21 protein-coding genes are annotated in these 21,075 nt (G+C 69.6%); 11 read left to right on the forward strand and 10 right to left on the reverse strand.

What is annotated here, in order from left to right; genetic code table 11:
- Positions 1 to 40: 40 nt before the first annotated feature.
- Complete coding sequence (locus tag ACFOW8_RS15555) at positions 41 to 439, reverse strand: AMP-binding protein (protein WP_378551333.1); 399 nt, start codon at positions 437 to 439, stop codon at positions 41 to 43.
- A 183-nt stretch (positions 440 to 622) separates the two neighbouring features.
- A complete protein-coding gene (locus ACFOW8_RS15560) occupies positions 623 to 1,426 on the reverse strand; it encodes a VOC family protein (protein WP_378551334.1) in 804 nt (267 codons plus the stop codon).
- Positions 1,427 to 1,744: 318 nt separating this feature from the next.
- On the opposite strand from ACFOW8_RS15560, the gene ctaD reads away from it, so the two are divergent.
- The 9 genes from ctaD (at position 1,745) to ACFOW8_RS15605 (ending at position 10,814) form a co-directional block, all read left to right on the forward strand.
- Complete coding sequence (gene ctaD / locus ACFOW8_RS15565; RefSeq protein WP_378551335.1) at positions 1,745 to 3,487, forward strand: aa3-type cytochrome oxidase subunit I; 1,743 nt, start codon at positions 1,745 to 1,747, stop codon at positions 3,485 to 3,487.
- Positions 3,488 to 3,574: 87 nt separating this feature from the next.
- Positions 3,575 to 4,804: a phosphoserine phosphatase SerB gene (serB, locus tag ACFOW8_RS15570; RefSeq protein WP_378552021.1), complete on the forward strand. Its 1,230-nt coding sequence runs from the start codon at positions 3,575 to 3,577 to the stop codon at positions 4,802 to 4,804.
- A 62-nt stretch (positions 4,805 to 4,866) separates the two neighbouring features.
- Entirely contained in the window at positions 4,867 to 5,649 is a 783-nt protein-coding gene (locus tag ACFOW8_RS15575; RefSeq protein ID WP_378552022.1) for a peptidyl-tRNA hydrolase, read from the forward strand.
- A 139-nt stretch (positions 5,650 to 5,788) separates the two neighbouring features.
- A complete protein-coding gene (locus ACFOW8_RS15580) occupies positions 5,789 to 5,947 on the forward strand; it encodes a hypothetical protein (RefSeq protein ID WP_378551336.1) in 159 nt (52 codons plus the stop codon).
- An 18-nt stretch (positions 5,948 to 5,965) separates the two neighbouring features.
- A complete protein-coding gene (locus ACFOW8_RS15585) occupies positions 5,966 to 6,799 on the forward strand; it encodes an ABC transporter ATP-binding protein (protein ID WP_378551337.1) in 834 nt (277 codons plus the stop codon).
- A 175-nt stretch (positions 6,800 to 6,974) separates the two neighbouring features.
- Positions 6,975 to 7,781 (forward strand): NUDIX hydrolase, encoded by an 807-nt coding sequence (locus ACFOW8_RS15590; RefSeq protein ID WP_378551338.1) that lies wholly within the window; start codon positions 6,975 to 6,977, stop codon positions 7,779 to 7,781.
- Between the two features lie 9 nt (positions 7,782 to 7,790).
- Complete coding sequence (locus tag ACFOW8_RS15595; RefSeq protein WP_378551339.1) at positions 7,791 to 8,567, forward strand: enoyl-CoA hydratase-related protein; 777 nt, start codon at positions 7,791 to 7,793, stop codon at positions 8,565 to 8,567.
- Positions 8,568 to 8,654: 87 nt separating this feature from the next.
- A complete protein-coding gene (locus ACFOW8_RS15600; protein WP_378551340.1) occupies positions 8,655 to 9,632 on the forward strand; it encodes a class I SAM-dependent methyltransferase in 978 nt (325 codons plus the stop codon).
- Positions 9,633 to 10,814 (forward strand): THUMP-like domain-containing protein, encoded by a 1,182-nt coding sequence (locus ACFOW8_RS15605; RefSeq protein ID WP_378551341.1) that lies wholly within the window; start codon positions 9,633 to 9,635, stop codon positions 10,812 to 10,814.
- A 113-nt stretch (positions 10,815 to 10,927) separates the two neighbouring features.
- Here ACFOW8_RS15605 and ACFOW8_RS15610 read toward each other — a convergent pair whose 3' ends face one another.
- The 3 genes from ACFOW8_RS15610 to ACFOW8_RS15620 form a co-directional block, all read right to left on the reverse strand.
- A complete protein-coding gene (locus ACFOW8_RS15610; protein WP_378551342.1) occupies positions 10,928 to 11,596 on the reverse strand; it encodes a Uma2 family endonuclease in 669 nt (222 codons plus the stop codon).
- 47 nt (positions 11,597 to 11,643) lie between these two features.
- Positions 11,644 to 12,183 carry a DUF1697 domain-containing protein gene (locus ACFOW8_RS15615; RefSeq protein WP_378551343.1) on the reverse strand — a complete coding sequence of 180 codons (540 nt, stop codon included), beginning with the start codon at positions 12,181 to 12,183 and terminating at the stop codon, positions 11,644 to 11,646.
- 69 nt (positions 12,184 to 12,252) lie between these two features.
- The gene (locus ACFOW8_RS15620; RefSeq protein WP_378552024.1) at positions 12,253 to 12,990 is read right to left on the reverse strand and encodes an acyltransferase; all 738 of its coding nucleotides are present in this window, start codon (positions 12,988 to 12,990) and stop codon (positions 12,253 to 12,255) included.
- 146 nt (positions 12,991 to 13,136) lie between these two features.
- Here ACFOW8_RS15620 and ACFOW8_RS15625 point away from each other — a divergent pair, with 146 nt between their 5' ends.
- Positions 13,137 to 14,429 (forward strand): outer membrane protein assembly factor BamB family protein, encoded by a 1,293-nt coding sequence (locus ACFOW8_RS15625; RefSeq protein WP_378551344.1) that lies wholly within the window; start codon positions 13,137 to 13,139, stop codon positions 14,427 to 14,429.
- A gap of 2 nt (positions 14,430 to 14,431) precedes the next feature.
- Here ACFOW8_RS15625 and ACFOW8_RS15630 read toward each other — a convergent pair whose 3' ends face one another.
- Entirely contained in the window at positions 14,432 to 15,433 is a 1,002-nt protein-coding gene (locus tag ACFOW8_RS15630) for a polysaccharide deacetylase family protein (protein WP_378551345.1), read from the reverse strand.
- Between the two features lie 117 nt (positions 15,434 to 15,550).
- On the opposite strand from ACFOW8_RS15630, the gene ACFOW8_RS15635 reads away from it, so the two are divergent.
- Positions 15,551 to 16,891: a putative glycoside hydrolase gene (locus ACFOW8_RS15635; protein WP_378551346.1), complete on the forward strand. Its 1,341-nt coding sequence runs from the start codon at positions 15,551 to 15,553 to the stop codon at positions 16,889 to 16,891.
- 2 nt (positions 16,892 to 16,893) lie between these two features.
- Here ACFOW8_RS15635 and ACFOW8_RS15640 read toward each other — a convergent pair whose 3' ends face one another.
- The 4 genes from ACFOW8_RS15640 to ACFOW8_RS15655 form a co-directional block, all read right to left on the reverse strand.
- The gene (locus ACFOW8_RS15640; protein ID WP_378551347.1) at positions 16,894 to 17,256 is read right to left on the reverse strand and encodes a SpoIIAA family protein; all 363 of its coding nucleotides are present in this window, start codon (positions 17,254 to 17,256) and stop codon (positions 16,894 to 16,896) included.
- Positions 17,257 to 17,435: 179 nt separating this feature from the next.
- On the reverse strand, positions 17,436 to 18,689 hold the full coding sequence (locus tag ACFOW8_RS15645) for a glycosyltransferase family 4 protein (RefSeq protein WP_378551348.1): 1,254 nt from the start codon (positions 18,687 to 18,689) through the stop codon (positions 17,436 to 17,438).
- Positions 18,686 to 20,242: a 1,4-alpha-glucan branching protein domain-containing protein gene (locus ACFOW8_RS15650; protein ID WP_378551349.1), complete on the reverse strand. Its 1,557-nt coding sequence runs from the start codon at positions 20,240 to 20,242 to the stop codon at positions 18,686 to 18,688. Before ACFOW8_RS15650 ends, ACFOW8_RS15645 begins: the two co-directional genes overlap by 4 nt.
- On the reverse strand, positions 20,239 to 21,027 hold the full coding sequence (locus ACFOW8_RS15655; protein ID WP_378551350.1) for a class I SAM-dependent methyltransferase: 789 nt from the start codon (positions 21,025 to 21,027) through the stop codon (positions 20,239 to 20,241). Before ACFOW8_RS15655 ends, ACFOW8_RS15650 begins: the two co-directional genes overlap by 4 nt.
- Between the last annotated feature and the right edge of the window lie 48 nt (positions 21,028 to 21,075).

Here is a 21,075-nt window from a genome sequence, read left to right on the forward strand (position 1 = left end):
ATTCATTCTGGACCCGCGGGGACCGGACCGGAATACGTCTTCAGGAAACCGCGCGCAGATCCGTGTCGGACAGCGGCGCGTCGGAGCTCACCAGGTAGTGGCGCAGGGTCGAACGGTCGTCGAGCACCAGCCAGTCCACCTCGGCATCGAGATCGGCAAGGCGGGCCCTCGTGGTGATCCCGACCGGCGTTCCCTCGGCCGACCGCACCGGGATCGCGCCGATCTTGCGCACCGCCGCCGCGGCCACGATCGCCTCGGTCCGCGGCTCGACCGCCAGCGCGATCCGCATTCCCGCGGTCGCGCCGCGCTCGAGCAGCAGGCGCGCCAGCCGGTTGGCCCAGCGGTCCAGATCGGGGTCGGACAGCTGCCCCGTCGGCAGGATCCGCCCATGCAGCGGGATGACGGTGGCGGTGGCGGTCGCGGTGCGCTGGGAGGTCATGTCGGTGATCCCTTCTCGGCCGGTCGGCGGGGTTTTTCGATACCTCCAATCTCGTCGCCGACCAGGCGATTCACTAGCGACCCCAGCGTTGGCCCCCGCACTCCGAGGGTGCTCGATCTTCACCCAGGGGTGGTGCACCGGCGCGCCGGTGGCGGCTCAGGCCGTGGCCACCACCGCGCCCGGTCAGCGGGCGTTGCCGCCGATGCTGAAATGCGCGCCGGTCGGGTCGGTCAGACCGGCGAGACGCCCGTACGGGGTGTCCATGGGCTCGAAGACGACCCCGCCGCCGAGCGCCTTCGCCTGCTCGACGGTCTTGTCGACGTCCTCGGCGCCGAAATACACCGTCCACGCGCCGGGCACCCCCTCGGGCAGATGCCCGGAACCGTCCATGACACCGCCGAGCATGGGCGAGGTGGCGTGGATGGTGGTGTAGCGGAACTCGGGGGTGTCGCCCACGGTGAAGGTGTCGTTCCAGCCGAACACCTCGCGGTAGAAGGTCAGCGAGGACTCGTAGGCGCGGGTCATCAGCTCGAACCACGACGGCAGCCCGGCGTGGTCGGTCCAGGTGCCGTCGGCGACGTGGCCCATCGCCTCGAAACCGGGGAACCGGTCGGCCTGCCATACCCCGACGCCGACGCCGCCGACGTCGGCCAGCACCGCCATCGTGCCCAGATCGCCGACCGCCATCGGTTCGACGAACACGTTCCCGCCCCCGCTGCTCGCCCGCTCGACGGTCGCGGCGGCATCGGGGGAGGCGAGGTACACCGTCCAGCGATCGGGGTAAGGATCGCCGGGATCCGGCATCCGGCTCATCGCGCCGGCGACGGCTTTCCCGTCCTTGAACAGCGTGGTGTACCCGCCGAACTCCGGGCCGCCGTGTTCGGCGGTCCAGCCGAACAGCTCGCCGTAGAAGGCGATGGCGCGGTCGAGATCGGCGGTGTAGAGATCGACCCAGGTGGGATCACCGGGCCGGCGTGGTACGGACATGACGACTCCTCGGCTGTGTGGACTGGCGCGACAGAGGCGGTGGCGGACACGCCCACCGTCATCGATCATGACGCCCCGATGGGCCGAAAGTCATCGCCGACAACCGTTGCACCCGCGCGACCTGCGGAGGAAGATCGACAGCGGTGTCGGTTCGACACGCCGTGAGATGTCTACGGCGCGCTGAATACGACACAGAGTAGGACCCGCGCGTGCCGCTGCGGCAGCACGGTTTACGATTCACTCCAGCGCATGTCTGCTGCCCTTCACCGAGGCGCGGTCGGCTCTGCGAGTGACGTACAGGCATCTTCAGGAGGATCAGTGACTGCGGTAGAGCCCAGGCCAGTCCCTCAGTTGGAAGCGACTCGACCGTATCCTGCTCGGACCGGGCCCAAGGGCTCGTTCCTGTACAAGGCGGTCACCACCACCGACCCCAAGGTGCTCGGCACCATGTACCTGGTGACGGCGATCAGCTTCTTCCTGGTCGGCGGCCTCATGGCGCTGCTCATGCGCGCCGAGCTGGCGCGCCCGGGTCTGCAGTTCCTCTCGCCCGAGCAGTTCAACCAGCTGTTCACCATGCACGGCACGATCATGCTGTTGTTCTACGCGACGGCGATCGTGTTCGGCTTCGCCAACATCATCCTGCCGCTGCAGATCGGCGCCCCCGACGTCGCCTTCCCGCGACTGAACGCGTTCAGCTACTGGCTGTACCTGTTCGGCGGCACCATGGCGACCGCGGGCTTCGTGACCCCCGGTGGCGCGGCGGACTTCGGCTGGACGGCGTACGTGCCGCTGACCGACATCCTGCATTCGCCCGGTGTCGGCACCGACCTGTGGATCCTCGGCCTCGCCGTCTCGGGTCTGGGCACCATCCTCGGTGGCGTCAACATGCTCACCACCGTGGTCTGCCTGCGCGCGCCCGGCATGACCATGTTCCGCATGCCGATCTTCACCTGGAACATCGCGGTGACCTCGGTCCTGGTGCTGCTGGCCTTCCCGCTGCTCACCGCGGCGCTGTTCGGTCTGGCCTACGACCGCCACCTCGGCGGCCACATCTACGACCCGGCCACCGGCGGCATCCTGCTCTACCAGCACCTGTTCTGGTTCTTCGGCCACCCCGAGGTGTACATCATCGCGCTGCCGTTCTTCGGCATCGTCTCCGAGATCTTCCCGGTCTTCAGCCGTAAGCCGATCTTCGGTTACACCACGCTGGTCTACGCCACCCTCGGCATCGCCGCGCTGTCCATCGCGGTGTGGGCGCACCACATGTACGCCACCGGCGCCGTGCTGCTGCCGTACTTCTCCTTCATGACCTTCCTGATCGCGGTCCCGACCGGTGTGAAATTCTTCAACTGGATCGGCACCATGTGGAAGGGCCAGATCACCTTCGAATCGCCCATGCTGTGGTCGATCGGCTTCCTGGTGACCTTCCTCTTCGGTGGTCTGTCCGGCGTCATCCTGGCCTCGCCGCCGCTGGACTTCCACGTCACCGACTCGTACTTCGTCGTCGCGCACTTCCACTACGTGCTCTTCGGCACCATCGTGTTCGCCACCTTCGCAGGCATCTACTTCTGGTTCCCGAAGATCACCGGCCGCATGATGGACGAGCGCCTGGCGAAGTGGCACTTCTGGACCACCTTCGTCGGCTTCCACACCACCTTCCTGGTGCAGCACTGGCTGGGCGCCGAGGGCATGCCGCGTCGCTACGCCGACTACCTGCCCAGCGACGGTTTCACCACGCTGAACACCATCTCCACCATCGGTGCCTTCATCCTCGGCTCGTCGATGCTGCCGTTCGTGTGGAACACCTTCAAGAGCTACCGCTACGGCGAGGTCGTCACGGTGGACGATCCGTGGGGCTACGGCAACTCGCTCGAGTGGGCCACCACCTGCCCGCCGCCGCGGCACAACTTCTACGAGCTGCCGCGCATCCGTTCGGAGCGTCCCGCGTTCGAGCTGCACTACCCGCACATGATCGAGCGCATGAAGGCCGAGGCGCACGTGGGCTGGGGCTCGGGTAAGCACGCCACGCACGTCAGCGAAGGCGCGCTGGCGAAGAAGTAGAGTAGAACCGCCGTATACAAGGGGTGTGCACCAGCTGGGTTCACCAGCAGGTGCACACTTCTTTTTGTGGGTAATCGAACGGAGCAGATCGACTTGGCCGACACCACAGTTCTCGTGACCGTGACGGGTCCCGACCGACCCGGCGTCACGTCCGTGTTGCTGACGGCACTGTCCAAGCATCAGGTGCACCTGCTCGACGTGGAACAGGTCGTCATCAGGGGCCGCCTCACCCTCGGCGTACTGGTGTCGTGTCCCAACGACCCCGAGGCGCTGCAGGACGACCTCGAAGAGGCGATGAACACCGTCGGCATGCAGGTCGACGTCTCCGTCGACGCGCAGATCGGCAAGCCGCCGATGTCCACGCACGCCGTCGTCGTGCTCGGCGCCCCCGTGACCGCGCACGCCTTCAGCGCCATCTCGCGCATCCTGGCCGCCCTCGGCGCCAATATCGACACCATCCGCGGTATCGCCGACTACCCGGTGACCGGCATGGAACTGATGGTCACCGCGACCGACACCGGCGCCGACACCGACTCCCGGCTGCGCACCGCCCTGGCCGACGTGGCCGTCGCCGAACAGGTCGACATCGCGGTCGAGCGGGCAGGCCTGGCTCGCCGAGCCAAGCGGCTCATCGTGTTCGACGTGGACTCCACCCTCATCCAGGGCGAGGTCATCGAGATGCTGGCCGCGCACGCGGGCGTCGAGGACCAGGTTCGCGAGGTCACCGAGGCCGCGATGCGCGGCGAACTAGATTTCGCTGAGTCGCTGCGCCAGCGGGTCGCCACTCTGGAAGGTCTCGACGAATCGGTGATCGAGGAGGTGGCCGAGCGCATCGAGCTCACCCCCGGCGCCCGCACGACCATCCGCACCCTGCGCAGGCTCGGTTTCCGCTGCGGTGTCGTCTCCGGCGGGTTCCGGCAGGTCATCGAGCCGCTCGCGCACGAACTCGAACTCGATTTCGTCCAGGCCAACACTCTCGAGGTGGTCGACGGCAAGCTCACCGGCCGGGTGCTCGGCGAGATTGTCGACCGGGCCTTCAAGGCCACCGCGCTGCGCAAGTTCGCCGCCGAGGCAGGCGTGCCGATGGAACAGACGGTCGCCGTAGGTGACGGCGCCAACGACATCGACATGCTCAATGCCGCGGGGCTCGGCGTGGCCTTCAACGCCAAGCCCGCGCTGCGCGAGGTGGCCGATACGGCGCTGTCGCACCCGTACCTGGACGCGGTGCTGTTCATCCTGGGTGTCACCCGCGACGAGGTCGAGGCCGCCGACGCCCGCGACGGTGGCGTACGCCGGGTGCCGCTGCTCGGGCGGTAGTCCACCGGCGCCGACTAGGCTTGGCCGCTGTGGTGGCGTCGAGCGAATCGGGTGTGGTCGGCATGGGTAGCGCGGAACTCAGCGGCGTGGGGACCGATCCGGAGATCCGCGATGACCAGGCCGCCTTCGCGGCCCGCCACGCCGAGCTGGCCCGCGGCTACGGCGGCAGTGGCGATCCCGACGACCCGGCCATGGTGCAGGCCATGCAGATGGTGCTGCACATCCCGAAGTCCGACCCGCCCGCCCGTAGCGCGCTGCTGGAAGCGGCGGCCGCCGCCGCGGTGGCGGTCTGTCTCGATCCCCGTTCCGGTCCCGGCGGCGAGTGGGAATCGCGGTATCTGGCGTGGAAACGCGCCAGGATCAGGAAGGTGGCCCGGCGAGCGCGCGGGGCACAGTGGGTCGGCGCGGGCGAGGTCGACGGGGTGACCGTCGACGTCGACGGCGCGCAGGCGCGTGCCTTCGTTCCCGGCCCGGTCGGCGCGATCGACCAGCGGATCCGCAAACTCCAGATCGGCGGCACCGATCTCGAGCACGACGAACCCGGACCGCCCGACCCCGACCTGCCGGTGCTGTGGGTGAACGCGGCGCTGGAGATGTCGGTCGGCAAGGCCGCCGCCCAGGTGGGGCACGCGAGCATGCTGCTCGCCGGTGCGCTGCCGGTCGCCGCGGCCGCACGGTGGGCCGAGCGCGAGTTCCGGTGCGCGGTCCGCGATGCCGAGCCGCGGCAGTGGTCCCACCTGGTGGCCGAGGTGGCGGCCGGGCGCGCGGTGGCCGTGCGCGACGCGGGTTTCACCGAGGTCGCGCCCGGCTCGATGACCGTGATCGCGGTGCCCGCCCCGCGGTGACACCCGCGCCACGCGCGCCCCGAATCCGACGGTTTCGTTGCGGTTTTCCCGATCCACGAGGATAAAGGAGTATCGAAGGAGAACCCTGGGGTACGGGTATTCCGATGGCTGGGGCATCGACGCACAGGGAGGTTCCGCGATGGTGACGACGATTGTGGTGATCCTGATCGTGTGGGTGGTGCTGTCGATCCCGGTGTCCTTCCTCGCCGCCAGGATGCTGCGCGACGAGCCGGGGCAAGGCCGGGAACACCTGCCGACCAGCCGCGACGAATCCCATCGGGGCCGGTCGTTCCACTGACGGCCCCGGTGGGCCAAGATGGAGCGCGTGTCGCAACCCGATCCCGATCTGCTCATCGACTTCTCCGAGGTGACCATCCGCCGTTCGGGCCGAACGCTCGTCGGCCCGGTCACCTGGCAAGTCGAACTCGACGAACGCTGGGTGGTGCTCGGCCCGAACGGGGCGGGCAAGACCTCGCTGCTGAGAATGGCCGCCGCCGAGGTACATCCGACCTCCGGCGCGGCGAACCTGCTCGGCGAAACCCTCGGTCGCGTCGACGTCACCGAACTGCGGCCCCGCATCGGGCTGTCCTCGGCAGCGGTGGCCAGCCGCATTCCCGTCGACGAGAAGGTCAGTGACCTCGTCGTCTCGGCGGGCTACGCGGTGCTCGGCCGATGGCGCGAACGCTATGACGACATCGACACCGAACGCGCCATCGACATGCTGGAAACCCTGGGCGCCGAACACCTTTCCGACCGCACCTACGGCACCCTGTCCGAAGGTGAGCGCAAGCGGGTGCTCATCGCACGCGCCCTGATGACCGACCCGGAACTGCTGCTGCTCGATGAACCGGCCGCCGGGCTCGACCTGGGCGGGCGCGAGGAACTCGTCGAGCGGCTCGGCTACCTGGCCGCCGATCCCGACGCGCCCGCCATGGTCCTGGTGACCCATCACGTCGAGGAGATCCCGCCCGGCTTCACCCACGCCCTGCTGCTGCGGGAGGGCGAGGTGGTCGGTCAGGGGCTGCTCGAAGACGTGCTCACCGCCGAGAACCTCAGCGCCGCCTTCAGCCAGTCCATCGCGCTGGACCGGGTCGACGGGCGCTGGTTCGCCCGCAGGGCCCGCAGAGCGGGACAGCACCGGCGCGCCTGATACCCGCTCAGCGGGAACCAGCGGCGCCGCCGGGGTGATTGTTTCCCTGGCGAACCAAGCGGGCGTTAGGGTGCTGACAGGCCGGGTGACTACCGCGACGGTGCGGGAGTGAGCGGCCTGGTGGCTCGGCGAGCCGCGGGTCAGCGGTGTTCGCCTGGTGGTCGAGAGGAACGGTATGAGTGAGTCCGGGGTGCCCGTGCGGGCCGCGTCGACGGTGATCCTGATTCGCGACGGCGAGTCCGGTATCGAAGTGTTCCTGCAGCGCCGGGTGCGTGGGATGGCCTTCGCCGGCGGCGTGACGGTCTTTCCCGGCGGTGGCGTCGATACCGCCGACGGGGTCGCCGACATCGCCTGGTCGGGTCCAGAGCCTGCCTGGTGGGCCGAGCGTTTCGCGACCGACGAGCAGTCGGCGCAGGCCCTGGTCGCCGCCGCGGTGCGGGAGACCTTCGAGGAATGCGGTGTGCTGCTGGCGGGTCCGACCGCCGATACGGTCGTCGCCGACTCGTCCAGGTACCACCGAGCCAGGGGCAGGCTGGAGCGCCGTGAACTCTCGCTGGCCGAGTTCCTCGCCGCCGAGGGGCTGGTACTGCGCGCCGACCTGCTGCGCCCGTGGTCGAACTGGATCACCCCGGCAGCCGAACCGCGCCGCTACGACACCCACTTCTTCGTCGCGGTGCTGCCGCAGGGCCAGATCGCCGACGGCGCCACCTCCGAGGCGGCCCAGGTCGGCTGGGCGACACCGGCGGCGGCGCTGGCGAGCTGGCGCGCCGGCGAGCACATCCTGATGCCACCCACGTGGTCGCAGCTCGACGCGCTGCGTGGATTCGTCGACACGGCGGCCGCGCTGGCCGCCGAACGCGTCATCACGCCGATCATGCCGAAATACTCACCCGGTACCGAAGGCAGGCCGCTGTCGGACTTCCCCGACAACGAACGGTACTTCGCCGATCTCCCGGCGCACGCCGGATTCGGCGGCCGGTAGGTTGGCCGCATGGCCGAATTCGTCACCGTCGAGCTGCCCGCGCAGGCGTCCACCCGCGGCGTCGCGCTGCTGCGCATCGATCGTCCGCCGCTGAACCTGGTCGACGCCCAGCTGGCCCGTGAGGTCGCCGCCGCGGCGGCCACGGTGGCCGCGCATCCCGACGTCGCCGCGCTCATCGTCTACGGCGACGAGCGGGTGTTCAGCGCGGGCGACGAGATGCGCGAACTCGCCGAACTCGATGCCGGGCAGGCCGCCGCGATGGCCGCCGATCTGCAGGCCGCTCTCGGCTGCCTCACCAAGGTGCCGCAGCCGACGGTCGCCGCGATCACCGGCTACTGCCTCGGGGCTGGCCTGGAGCTGGCGCTCGGCGCCGACCACCGGATCGTCGGCGACAATGTCAAGCTCGGATTGCCTCAGATCAAGGCGGGGCTGATCCCGCTCGCCGGCATCCGCAGGCTGTCGCAGCTGATCGGCGCGAGCCGCGCCAAGGACCTCGTCTACAGCGGACGCTTCGTCGACGCCGAGGAAGCCGCCGGACTCGGCCTGGTCGACGAGGTCGTGGCGCCCGACGACGTGCTCGCCGCCGCCCGCCGCTGGGCCGAGCAGTTCGTCGGCGCCGCCCCACGGGCACTGGCCGCCGCCAAGGCGGTCTTCGAGGCGGGCCCACACGGGCACTCCACGGCCGTCACCGAATGGTCGGCCCTGTTCGACACCGACGACGCCCGCACCGGCACCCGTGCTTTCGCCGCGGACGGTCCGAACAGCGCGGTTTTCACCGGACGGTGACCCGAGACCGGTCAGCCGACCAGTTCTCGCGGGCCGAAACAAGACCGCCCATTGCGTGCTGAGGGTCTCCTATTACTCTTGGCGGTTATGACGGTCTACCCCGATGACCCGGCGCCGAACCCGCACGCCACCGAGGCCGAGGTCGAAGCAGCGCTCGAGGACACCAAGCTCGCCCAGGTCCTGTATCACGACTGGGAAGCCGAGACCTACGACGACAAGTGGTCGATCTCGTACGACGAGCGCTGTATCGACTATGCCCGTGGCCGGTTCGACCTCGCCGTCGGCCCGGCCCCGCTGCCCTATGAGCGGGCCCTCGAGCTCGGCTGCGGTACGGGGTTCTTCCTGCTGAACCTGATGCAGGGTGGGGTCGCGAAGACCGGCTCGGTCACCGACCTCTCGCCGGGCATGGTGAAGGTCGCGCTGCGCAACGCCGAGCACCTGGGTCTGGACGTCGACGGCCGGGTCGCCGACGCCGAGACCATCCCCTACGAGGACGACACCTTCGACCTGGTGTGCGGCCATGCCGTGCTGCACCACATCCCCGACGTGGAGCTGGCGCTGAAGGAGTGCCTGCGGGTGCTCAAGCCCGGCGGGCGATTCGTGTTCGCCGGTGAACCGACCACGGTCGGCAACTTCTATGCCCGCAAGCTCGGCCAGGTGACCTGGAAGGTGACCACCGAGGTCACCAAGCTGCCGTTCCTGTCCGGCTGGCGGCGTCCGCAGACCGAACTGGACGAGTCCTCCCGCGCCGCCGCGCTCGAGGCCGTCGTCGACCTGCACACCTTCGACCCGAGCGAGCTGGAGAAGATGGCGTCCTCGGCGGGCGCGGTCGATGTGAAGGCCACCACCGAGGAGTTCGCGGCCGCCCTGTGGGGCTGGCCGGTGCGCACCTTCGAAGCCGCTGTACCCGAGGAGAAGCTCACCATCGGGTACCGCATGGCCCAGTACAAGGCCTGGCTGGCCCTGAGCCGCCTGGACGAGACGGTGCTGCGCCACATCGTGCCGCGCCAGTTCTTCTACAACGCGATGATCACCGGCGTGAAGCCGGGCGCGGCCAAGAAGTAGGTGGGCTACCGCTTCGGCCGTGACGACGTCGCCTATCTCGGCAGCGCGGCAGGCCGTGCCGCGCTCGCCGAGGTCGACCGGCTGGAGTTGACTCCCGCGACGCACCTGCGCGATCTCGAGCAGGTGCGTCGGGCGCATCCCGAACATGCCGCCGCGTTGATCGAAACCGTGCGGCTGCGGCGCAAGGCCGTGGCGAAGCTGCCCGCGGCCGCCGGGTGGCTGTTCACCGACGACGCGCTGCAGCAGGCGACGCCCGCCTTGGTCGCGCGGCATCGGGCCGCACGCCTGGCGGGCCGCGCGGTGCACGATGTCACCTGTTCGATCGGCGCCGAGCTGGCCGAGCTGTCGGCCGTCTGCCCGGCTGTGGTCGGCAGCGACCTCGACGAGGTCAGATTGGCGATGGCCGCCCATAACCTGGTCGCGGCGCCGCTGAGCGAGCGTCTCGTCCTGCTGGCCAGAGCCGACGCGCTCGTCCCGATCACCCGCGACACCGTGATCATCGCGGACCCGGCCCGCCGCGCCGACGGCCGCCGCACCTACGATCCAGCGAAGCTCCAACCCCCGCTGCCCGACCTGCTGGCCGCCTACGCGGGGCGCGATATCGCCGTGAAGTCCGCACCCGGCCTGGATTTCGACCGCCTCGGCTGGGACGGCGAGGTGGAGATCGTCTCCCTCGACGGCGCGGTCCGCGAAGCCTGTCTCTGGTCACCCGGGCTGACCGACCCCGGCATCACCCGCCGCGCCACCGTCCTCGATTCCCGCGGCGGCGCAACCACTCTCACCGACGCCGACCCCGACGACATCCCCGAGCGCGCCCCCGGCACCTGGATCATCGACCCCGACGGCGCTATCGTCCGCGCCGGCCTGGTCCGCCACTACGCCGCGAAACACGGTCTCTGGCAACTGGATCCACACATCGCCTACCTCACCGGCGATACCGTCCCGCCGGGTATTCGCGCCTTCCGCATCGAAGACCGGTTCGACCTGCGCGAGAAGACCCTCCGCCAGGAACTTGCCCGCCGCGACTGCGGCTCCCTGGAAATCCTGGTACGCGGCATCGACATCGACCCCGACGCCCTGCGCAAGAAGCTCAAGCCGCGTGGTTCCACCCCGTACACCCTGGTGATCACCCGCATCGGCCGCGTGGGCGTCGTCTTCCTGTGCACGGCGGTGGCGCCGTAACCCACGACCACCAACTCGCCGAGAACGCTCACGAAATCAGCAGGCCGCGAATCGCGGTCGCTGCCGTGATCCGGTCGACGATCCGTCACTCCGTAGGTCCCTGATCCGGAGCGTCAGAACGCCAGATCGGTCCAGGGGATGTCGATCGTGAACGGGTGCGTCGTCTGCACTCCGGTGTGCTCGTCGGCAATCCACTCGCCGGTCAGGATGTAGTTGGCTCGCCGTAGCGGAGTCACCCCCTGCGGCAGCCGGACCTCGTCGGTCGACAACGCATAGGCACGCACGACGGCAACGCGCCGGGGGTTCGGCGCGAGCTCCACCTCCCAGTACCAGGCAATCCCGCCTTCGGCGTAGCGACGCTTCTTCTCCTCGATGGATTTCGGTGTGTTCGCGGGCGACAGCACTTCACCGGCGAGCAGGACATCCTCGGCGAACACCCAGCCGAATTCGTCACGCAGACAGCGGAAGATCATGAAGTCAGGAGTGAGGAAGCTCGACTTGTCCGGTCGGAAGAAGACATTCGTCTCCTGATCGACCTGCCAGCAGACATCGTGATCGGTGGACATGTGGGCCCGGGCTTCCCGTTCGAGCGCATTGGCGAAGCGCCGGCTGTAGCGCTGATGTTCGGCCGGGCCGTGGCGAAGCAACACCTCGTCGGCGATCCACACCGGGGTTCCGTCACGCAGCTCGACGAAGTCGGCGACCTCCGGCGGCAGTTGCCCGAGTTCCTCCCACGTCATCGTCGACGGGAGCTCGGGGCGTTCGACATGCGGGGTCGGCATGGTCCAATGCTAGCGATTCAGCATGTCAACGGTCTGCGGCTGCGCTGCTACGCCTCCATCTTCTTCACGACCCGCTGCACCGTGAGCCAGGTGCGGGTGGTGATGTCCTTGCCGTAGGTCTTCTCGAGGCGGGCCATGAAGTCGGGTGTGGAGCCGGTGCTGTTGTCGATGACGGTGAGGAACGCGCGGGCGTCGTGGTCGAAACCGATGACGCGGGTCAGTGGGTCGTCGTCGAACGAACCCAGGTCGGCCTCGCGGATCTCGTGCTTGAAGAAGGTGACCGTGAGATACGAGCCGCGTTCGTGGGTGAGGCCTGCGAACGGGTCGCGGTCGAGCAGGGCACGCAGGGTGGCGTGGCCGCGGATGATGGTGCCGCCAGGAATGCCGAGTTCGGCCGAGAGCGCCTCCTGGATGCGGTCCTCCAGGTCGGCGGGGTCGTCAGCGGTGCGGAACACGATATTGCCGCTGGTCAATGCCGAGGCGACTCGCTCGAAACCGAGCCCGTCGAATACCGCGCGCAACTTCTCGTTCCGCATGTTCGGATTGGTGGGCATGATGCCCCGTAGCAGTGCCGCATAGCTCTCCACACAGCCGACCGTACCGGCAGGCACCGACACGCTGCCGCCGAACCGCGCCGGTCCGGCGGCCGAGGAAGATCACGCCTGCGCGGCGGCGTTCTTCTTCCGCTCGATATCGGCCAGCGCGGCCAGGTACGCCTCGCGCTCCTCGGCGCTCGCGTCCCAGGCGACCTTGCGGTTCTTCACGACCTTGGCGGGCGCGCCGACCGCGATGCTGTAGTCGGGCACATCGCCGCGCACCACCGCATGCGCGCCCAGCACGCAGCCGCGGCCGATCCTGGTATCGCGCAGCACGGTCACCTTGGCAGCGATCCAGGTATCCGGCCCGATCCGCACCGGGCTCTTCACGATGCCCTGATCCTTGATGGGCAGGGTGATGTCGTCCATCTTGTGGTCGAAGTCGCAGATGTAGCACCAGTCGGCGACCAGGGTGGACTCACCGATCTCGATATCGAGATAGGTGTTGACGACGTTGTCCTTGCCGAACACCACCTTGTCGCCGATGCGCAGCGAACCCTCATGGCAGCGGATGGCGTTGCCGTCGCCGATATGCACCCAGCGGCCGATCTCCATCCGGGCCAGCTCTGGGGTCGCGTGGATCTCCACATCGCGGCCGAGGAACACCATGCCGCGCAACACGATGTGCGGATTGGCGAGCCGGAACTTCGCCAGCCGGTAGTACCGCACCAGGTACCACGGGGTGTAGGCCCGGTTGGCGAGCACCCAGCGCAGCGATTCCCTGGTCAGAAAGCGTGCCTGTTGCGGATCGCGGCGGCGGGATCCACGCCAGCGCGCGCTCAGCGGCGCGCCCCACATGCTCGTCACGAACTACTCTCCCGTCGTGAACCGCCGGGCCTGGCACCCGGGGAGTCGGTCATCGGGTAAACAGAGTACTTTCGGAGCGCACAGTAACCGTGCGATACCCCGAACCTCGGCCTCGAACATCACAGGGAGAACAGCAGGTGCGAACTCGGACTCGGATCGCGGCCGCGTTCGCCGCCGCCGGTGTGGTGGCACTGGCCGGTTGCGGTACCGACGTCGACGACATCACCGTCGGCGACGGAAAGGGCTGGCCCGCAGCGCATCACGACGGCCGCAACGGCGGAGCAAGTCCGGTGACCGGCGCCGACGCGGTGACGTTGAGCTGGTCGCGTCCGGTGGGCGGGCCGATCGCCCAGCCGCTGACCATCGGCCCCGACGGCCAGATGTTCGTGACGACCAGCGTGGGCAACTGCGCGATCTTCTCCTTCCAGATGCCGACCGGGCGCAAACGCTTCTGCAACCAGCTCGGGCCCTCCACGATCGAGGCGCCGACCGTGGTCGACGGGACCACCAACGTCTACGTCGGCGACGACGGCGCGGTGAACTCCTTCAACTACCTCGGCCAGCCGCGCTGGCGCACGCCGGTGGCCGGGGTACCGGTGGCGATCCAGTTCACCGGCGACGGCAACGTCCTCACGATCACCCAATCCGGCCAGGTCGACGTGCTGAGCAGGCAGACCGGCGGCCGCGAGGTGCCGACCCTGCAGCTGCTCGGCGAGCCCGACTTCCTGAAATACCCCGGCCTGACCAGGCCCGCCTCCGGCGACGGCCTCGCCGACTGCGCGACCGGCGGCCCGCGCTGCGCGGTCGCCAACTCCACCGCGGTCGACCCGGAGACCGGCCGGTTCTTCGTCACCGTGTGGGAACCGGGCAAGTCCGCCGCCTCGCTGCGCGCGCTGCGCTACGCCGACGGCGCCGTCACCCCGCTGTGGAGTGCCGATCTGCTCACCGGCGGCAGCGCCACCAGCCCCACCCTGTCCGACGACGGCGCCACCGTCTACGTGGGCGACAACAGCGGCAGGCTGATCGCGGTGAACGCCGAGGACGGGCGGACCCGCTGGACCTACGCGCTCGGCTGGACCCCCGACGGCGCCATCTCCCTCGTCGACGACTTGATCATCCCCGCGGGCGACGACGGCTACCTGATGGCCCTGCGCGATGGCGGCGACCGCCCCGAGACCGCGTGGGAACGCAAGGACCTCGCGCTGCGCGGTACCCCGGCCCAGACCGCGGGCGGGATCGGCTACACCACCGCCGCCATCGGCGCAGGCCTGAGCCTGATCACCTTCGACACCGCCACGGGCAACACCATCGACTCCGATCCGCTGCCCGGCGCCACCGGAACCACCACCGGTACCTCCATCGGCCCGGAAGGGGAGGTCGTCGTGGCCACCCGGCTGGGGGAGATCTTCACCTTCGCCCCCGAGCGCTGAGCTCAGTAGGGGAAGGCCCGGTCCGACCAGCGCGGGGCGAGCTCGGCCGCCAGCCGGCGGGGAAACGAGACGCGGGTCGGGTCACCGTCGGCGGTGTAGCGCTGCGTGGGATCCGCGGCCAGTGTGTCGAGCCAATAGCCCGAGTCGAACCGAACCTGTCCGCGGCCCGACCGGATGCGCGGCACCCCGGCGGGATCGACCGCGGCGAAGGGCGAAGGGGCCGGATTCGCGCCGACCAGCATGACGGCTTCGAAGCGGTATCCGGTGCCGTCCCAGCTGCCCGCGGTGGCGAGCGCGCGATCGCGGGGCGCGATCCCGAGCGGGAGCGCCATGGTGCGCACGGTGGTGCCGGGCGCGGCCGCGGTCACCGCGCGCACGTTCTGCACCAGCTCGCGCTGTACCCCGTCGGCGTCCAGGCTCGCCAGGTGGGCGTGGGTGGCGGTGTGCGCGCCGATCTCGTGGCCGTGGGCGAGTAGCCAGGGAAGCGCGCGCGGGTCGCCACCGAAGGGCTCGTTGTTGACGTAGAACGTGGCGACCGGCCGGAAGTCCGGATAGCGGGAGCCGAACTCGGCGAGGATGCCCGCGGCGCTGTCCGGCTCGACCGCACCGGCATCGGTGAACGAGAGCTGGCTGCGGGTGGAATCGTCGAAGGTGAGCACCACCGGGTGGGTGCCCGCGGGCAGATCCAGGTCGCCGGAGATGTATTGGGCGGCGGTCACCGGCCGGTAGCCCTCCCGGTACAGCCGTTCCAGTTCGTCGCGGAACTCCGCCGGTGTCTGGTCGTACTCGCCCGCGGGATCCGGGGCGATCTGGTGATACATCAGGATCGGCACGAGGCCGAGTTCGTTGGCGCCCACAGCCGCCGGATCCGGCGGTGCCGCAGTGGTTGTCGCTGTCGGCGCCGCCACCGGAGGGGTCGGCTCCGCCGCCGCGCAGGCCGTGAGCGCCACGGCGAGCACCAGCGCGGGCACGAGTGGTGACACTGCCTTCGAACCGCCTACCATCGCGGCAATGTTACGCGGCGGCATAGGTTTTCCGTCGATCTTGCGATAATCGGCAGTCCACCCGCACCGACTGCGCCATAGTTGCCTGGCAACACGTAGTGGAAGTTGGTGCGGGCGTTGGGATTGCGGATTCAGTCGGGCGATCGGCGGCGGTGGGCGACGATCGCCGCCGGTGCCGCGGTCGCGGTGGTGGTAGTGGCGCTGGTGGCGGGGTTCGCGCTCAGCCGATCCGCGGGGGAGGCGTCGGTGGCCGATACCGTGGCGCCGGTGCTGCGGATGACCTCGCCGGAGCCGGTGCGCTCATACCGTGATCCGGTGGTGTTGCGCGGCACCACCGTCGACGCCGTGTCGGTCTCGGTCGGCACCGACACGGTGACACCGGCCGCTGACGGCTCCTTCGAGCTCTCGGTGCCGTGGGCGCCCGCCGTCGAGGTGGTCGCGGCCGACGCGGCGGGCAATCTCAGCAGCGTCGTCGTCGTCACCTCGTTCGCGTTACCGCGGATGCGGGCCGTGCACGTCACCGCGCACGCCTGGTCACACGACGGCCTGCGCGAAGCCGTGCTCGATCTGGCCCGCGCGGGGCGCATCGATACCGTGCAACTCGACATCAAGGACGAGGACGGTGTCGTCGGCTACGACTCGCAGGTGCCGCTGGCTCGCGAATCCGGCGCCGCCGCCGGGATCTACGACGCACCGGCGGCGCTGCGCCAGCTGCACGAGCTGGGGTTGCGGGTGGTCGGTCGCATCGTCGCCTTCCGCGATCCGGCGCTTGCCTCGTGGGCCTGGCGGTCCGGTCGGACCGACTGGGTGGTCCAGAACCCTTCCGGGCAGCCCTATTCCAGCCACTACGGTCCGATCGCGTTCACCAATGTCGGCCATGCCGACGTGCGAAGATACAACATCGACCTCGCGGTGGAGGCGGCTCGGCTCGGCTTCGACGGGGTCATGTACGACTACGTCCGGCGGCCGGACGGCAGCCTGTCCAGCATGCATTTCGCCGGCCTCGCCGGGACGCCGACCGACGCGGTCGCCGGGTTCCTCGCCGAGAGCCGCTACCCGGTGCACCAGGCCGGAGCGCACCTGAGCGCCGCGGTCTACGGCATCGCCGCCACCCGCCCCGACCAGATCGCCCAGGACATCCCCAGGATGGCCCGCAACGTCGACTTCGTCGCCCCGATGCTCTATCCCTCGCACTGGAACTCCGGCGAGTACGGCGTCGCCGACCCCAACGGCCAGCCCTACGACATCATCTTCCGCTCACTGCAGGACTTCGCGACGAGCACCGCGGGCACCACCGCCCAGGTGGTGCCCTGGCTACAGGACTTCTCCCTCGGCGTCACCTACGGCGACGCCGAGGTCCGCGCCCAGATCGACGCCACCCGCGACGCGGGCATCGACAGCTACTTCCTGTGGAACGCCGCCACCCGCTACCACGGCGGCGGCCTTCCCGCCGGGTGATCTCACCCCGCCCAGGCGATGGCGTCGGATTCGGCGGTGACCGGGAAGACGCGGACTTCGGCGGGGATGAGGAAGCCGAAGAGGTGGACGGCTTCGCCGAGGGCTTTGTGGTCGGTGACCAGCGCGATGCGGCCCCATGCGCTGCGCGGGACGGTGACCAGTTTCAGGTCCTGCCACATGGCGTCGAGCGAGTAGCGGTCGAAGTCGGGGCCGAGTACGTAGACCACGTTGACCGGCTGCTGGTGTTGCAGGGCCGATTCGATCGCCGGGTTCAGCTGCTGGGTGTAGTCCTCGGCGGTGACGGTTCCCGAGGCGCGGAAACCGATGGTGGCGGCGGGCAGGTCGGGGATCGGCTGGAGAGGCATGGTGCGCTCCTTCGTCGTCGGTCTCGGGGACGGTCGGTCGACCGTCGCGGAACCCCAAGCGACGCTATGGCGTCCGCGACCGGCGCGCTTCACACGTTCAGGGTGAGACGCGGCGAATCCGGGGTCGAGCCGGTGCCACGCGAACGTGCCTGTTCGATCTCGTTGATGCGGGTCTCCGGCTACTTCGGGTCGCGCTCCGGCAGCGGGCGTTCGACGATGTCGGGGCGGCCGAGGGAGGTGCGGACGCGGCGTTTGGCGGCCGAGTAGACCTGGGCGGTCTCGGCGGCGACCACGTCCCAGGAGAAGTCGGCGGTGAGGCGTTCGCGGGCGTTGTAGGCGCGGTCCTGGGCGGCGGCCGGGTCGTCGAGGACGGCGCGGGCGGCGTCGACCAGGCCGTCCACATCGGCCGGTTCGAAGGAGGCGCCGGTGACGCCGTCGATGACGGCCTCGCCGAGTCCGCCTGCCGTGGAGGCGATGAGCGGGACACCGGCGGCCGCGGCCTCGAGTGCGACGATGCCGAACGGCTCGTAGCGGCTGGGCAGTACGATCGCGTCGGCGCCGTGCAGCCAGCCGAGCAGCTCCGTGTGTCCGAGGCTGCCCACGAAATGCACGGCCCTGGCCACCCGGTGCACCCGCGCCCGCTCCCGCAGCCACTCGAACTGGGTGCCGACACCGGCGACGGTCAGCGTGGTGCCGGGGTGGGCGCGGCGGATGCGGGGGAGCGCGGCGATCGCGTCCTGCACGCCCTTCTCGTATTCGAGCCGCCCGACATAGAGCAGCTTCGGCGGCCCGCTGCGCGGGGCACGCGGCCGGAAGGTCCATGCGCTGACATCGATGCCGTTGCGGATCACCGTCACCGGTGCCAGCTCGGGCCCGTAGAGCCGCTCCACCTCGTCCTGCATCGAGGTCGAGCAGGCGATGAGCTGGTCGGCCTCGTTGCTCAGCCACCACTCCACCGAATGGACCTGCTTGTTGACCCGCCCCGAGACCCAGCCGCTGTGCCGCCCGGCCTCGGTGGCATGGATGGTCGCCACCAGCGGCACGTCGTAGAACTCGGCCAGCGCGATCGCGGGGTGCGCGACGAGCCAGTCGTGCGCGTGCACCACATCCGGCGTCCAGCCCTCGCCGACACCGGGCTTGCCCAGTGCCACCCCGGCGCGGACCATCGCGTGACCCATCGCCAGGGTCCAGGCGAGCATGTCCTCGCCGAAGTCGAAGCAGGGCGGATCCTCGGCCACCGCGACCACGAGTACGCCCTCGGCGATGTAGGAGTGCGTGGGATGGGTGATCGAGTCGGTGCCCGTCGGCCTGCGCGCCAGCACGACGACCTCGTGCCCGGCCGCGGCCAGCTCGACGGCCAGGTGATGGACATGCCGACCGAGCCCGCCGACCACCACCGGCGGGTACTCCCACGACACCATCAAAATCTTCATGCGAATCCTTCACGGGCAGCCGACGGGACAGCGGTCGGCAACCGCCGCGCGTCCAGACCAGGGAAGAATCCGTCGGCCGCGTTCCATCCTGCCGCGAGACGGGCCGCTTTGGCGAACTGTCCGGCCCCGATCGCCTCGGCGAGTTCGCGTACGGCATGGGCGTGCTCGTGCGCGCGGTCGCGAGCGTAGCCCGCCGCGGAGTCCTTGCTGACCATGAACGCCCAGTCGCTCGACACGGTCAGGATGGCCTCGCGCAACAGCTGATCGGCCACCGGATCGCGCAGCGAACCGTCGCGGCGCACCTTGTCCAGGGTGTCCAGCGCCAGCCGGACGACGTCGGCGTTGAGCGCGACGAGATCGGCGACCTGGTCGCCCGCCCACACCCGCCAGTCCTTGCCCGAACCCCACGACGAGTCGTTGAGCTGCACGGGTTCGCCCACATACCCGTTGTCGCGGGCGTCGGCCAGGGTGCCGACGCGCACGCCCGCCTCGGGCAGGGCGCGCAGCACCTGCTCCAGCCACTGCGGTCCCTCGTGCCACCAGTGCCCGAACAATTCGGTGTCGAACGCGGCGACGACGAGGGCGGGCCGCCCGATCCGCGCGGACTCCTCGAGCAGCCGGGCGCGCACCGTCTCGACGAAGTCGGCGACATCGCGGGTGACCGCGGCCGCGGCGAGCTCGGGATCGTAAGGGGCCTTGTCAGGGCCGGCGACGGTCTTGCCCGTCACCCGCGCGGGTTTGAGGCCCGTCGCATGGTCGTAGTGATGGAAGTCACGGTAGGCGCTCTGTCCCGGGTAGCCCTGCTTCGGCGACCAGACCCGGTAGCTCACCTGCAGATCGCGTCCGAACGCGACGACATCGGATTCGCGTACCGGTCTGCCGAGGGTGGTGTCACCACGCAGCGAGGGGCCGTCGACCATGAAATGCGTCACACCAGCGGCGGCGTAGTTCCGCTCCATGCCGGGGGTGTAGCCGCACTCGGGTGCCCAGATCCCGGTGGGGGTGGTGCCCCAGCGCAGCCGTGCGTCGGCAAGGCCCTCGGTGAGCTGGAACTGGCGCAGCCGCTCGTCCAGCAGGGGCTGGAACGGATGGGCCAGTGGGCCGCCGAGCAATTCGATCGCGTCGGCGTCGATCAGCGAGCGCCACACCGGCGCGCTGCCGTGCCGCCAGTCGCGTTCGAATTCGCGTAAAGCTGTTGCGGCGAGCCGATGTTCGTGGCGGCCGAGGGGCACATTGCCCGCCATCGCGGCCTCGTCGGCACGCAACTGCCAGTTGCCGAGCCAGTGGTGCATGCCCGCCAGGCTGTGCGGATCGTCGAGCTGGGCCGCGAGCACCGGGGTGATGCCCAGGCTCAGCAGCCGGGTACGGCCTTCGGCCGCGAGATTTTTCAGTACCCGGACCACGGGCAGGTAGGACGCTGCCCAGGACTGGTAGAGCCACTCCTCGCCGACCGGCCAGCGCCCGTGATGGGCCAGCCAGGGCAGGTGGGAGTGCAGAACGAGCGTGAACTGGCCCGGCACGGAACCGGACCGGGCGGAGCGGGAATCTGTCAACGCCGTGCCTTCTGCGCGATCGCGACCAGGTCGAGGCTCGCGTCGATATCGCCTTCGCGCAGGTCGAAATCGTCGATGGTGACCGCGGCGACGTCGGCGGTGAGGTCGGCGGGCCATGGCTCACCGGCCAGCGCGCGCTCGATCTGGGCGTCGATGAACGAGCCGCCGTGCTTGGCATCGAGCGCGCGCAGGCTCGCGCCGTGGTGCACGCCGAGCATCTCGGTGACCTCGAAACCGGCCTCGATCAGGAGTTCGGTGAGCTCGGCTGCGTTGAGTTCGCGGGTGTGGAACGGGTTGAGCGGAGTGTCGCGGCCGGGGGAGAAGGTGATCCGGTTCGGGGTGCTGATCAGCAGCTCGCCGCCGGGTCGCAGCACCCGCAGGCATTCGCGCAGGAACTGCGCCTGATCCCAGAGATGTTCGATCACCTGGAAATTCACGACGACATCGACGGAGGCGTCGTCCAGCGGCAGCGCGGCGAGGTTGCCCTGGATCATCTCCACTCGCGGGTAGCGCGCGCGCACGTGCGCGACGGCGCTCTCGTCGTAGTCGACCCCGATGACGTGCGCGGCGACACCGGCGATCATGTCGGCGCCGTAGCCTTCACCCGACCCCGCCTCAAGCACGGTCTTTCCGGTGCAGCGCTCGAGCAGGCGGGCATAGGCGATCTCGTGCCTGCGGAACCAGTAGTTCTCCTCGGCGATGCCGGGCACGGTCCGCTCACCGGTCAGCGGCAGTGGTTCATGTGTGGCGGCCACGGGTGCGGCAGGGATCACAGCCTCGCTCATTGTTCCGACGTTACTGGTACCGCCGGTTCGGCACGGTGCCGGGGACCG

The sequence above is a fragment of the Nocardia rhizosphaerae genome (assembly GCF_042650365.1).
GTDB lineage: Bacteria > Actinomycetota > Actinomycetes > Mycobacteriales > Mycobacteriaceae > Nocardia > Nocardia rhizosphaerae.

Coding starts and splice junctions, on each gene's coding strand:
- ACFOW8_RS15555 (WP_378551333.1), bottom strand. CDS start 439: ATGACCTCCCAGCGCACCGCGACCGCCACCGCCACCGTCATCCCGCTG.
- ACFOW8_RS15560 (WP_378551334.1), bottom strand. CDS start 1,426: ATGTCCGTACCACGCCGGCCCGGTGATCCCACCTGGGTCGATCTCTAC.
- ACFOW8_RS15575 (WP_378552022.1), top strand. CDS start 4,867: ATGGGTAGCGCGGAACTCAGCGGCGTGGGGACCGATCCGGAGATCCGC.
- ACFOW8_RS15580 (WP_378551336.1), top strand. CDS start 5,789: ATGGTGACGACGATTGTGGTGATCCTGATCGTGTGGGTGGTGCTGTCG.
- ACFOW8_RS15585 (WP_378551337.1), top strand. CDS start 5,966: ATGGAGCGCGTGTCGCAACCCGATCCCGATCTGCTCATCGACTTCTCC.
- ACFOW8_RS15590 (WP_378551338.1), top strand. CDS start 6,975: ATGAGTGAGTCCGGGGTGCCCGTGCGGGCCGCGTCGACGGTGATCCTG.
- ACFOW8_RS15595 (WP_378551339.1), top strand. CDS start 7,791: ATGGCCGAATTCGTCACCGTCGAGCTGCCCGCGCAGGCGTCCACCCGC.
- ACFOW8_RS15600 (WP_378551340.1), top strand. CDS start 8,655: ATGACGGTCTACCCCGATGACCCGGCGCCGAACCCGCACGCCACCGAG.
- ACFOW8_RS15610 (WP_378551342.1), bottom strand. CDS start 11,596: ATGCCGACCCCGCATGTCGAACGCCCCGAGCTCCCGTCGACGATGACG.
- ACFOW8_RS15620 (WP_378552024.1), bottom strand. CDS start 12,990: ATGTGGGGCGCGCCGCTGAGCGCGCGCTGGCGTGGATCCCGCCGCCGC.
- ACFOW8_RS15630 (WP_378551345.1), bottom strand. CDS start 15,433: ATGGTAGGCGGTTCGAAGGCAGTGTCACCACTCGTGCCCGCGCTGGTG.
- ACFOW8_RS15640 (WP_378551347.1), bottom strand. CDS start 17,256: ATGCCTCTCCAGCCGATCCCCGACCTGCCCGCCGCCACCATCGGTTTC.
- ACFOW8_RS15645 (WP_378551348.1), bottom strand. CDS start 18,689: ATGAAGATTTTGATGGTGTCGTGGGAGTACCCGCCGGTGGTGGTCGGC.
- ACFOW8_RS15655 (WP_378551350.1), bottom strand. CDS start 21,027: ATGAGCGAGGCTGTGATCCCTGCCGCACCCGTGGCCGCCACACATGAA.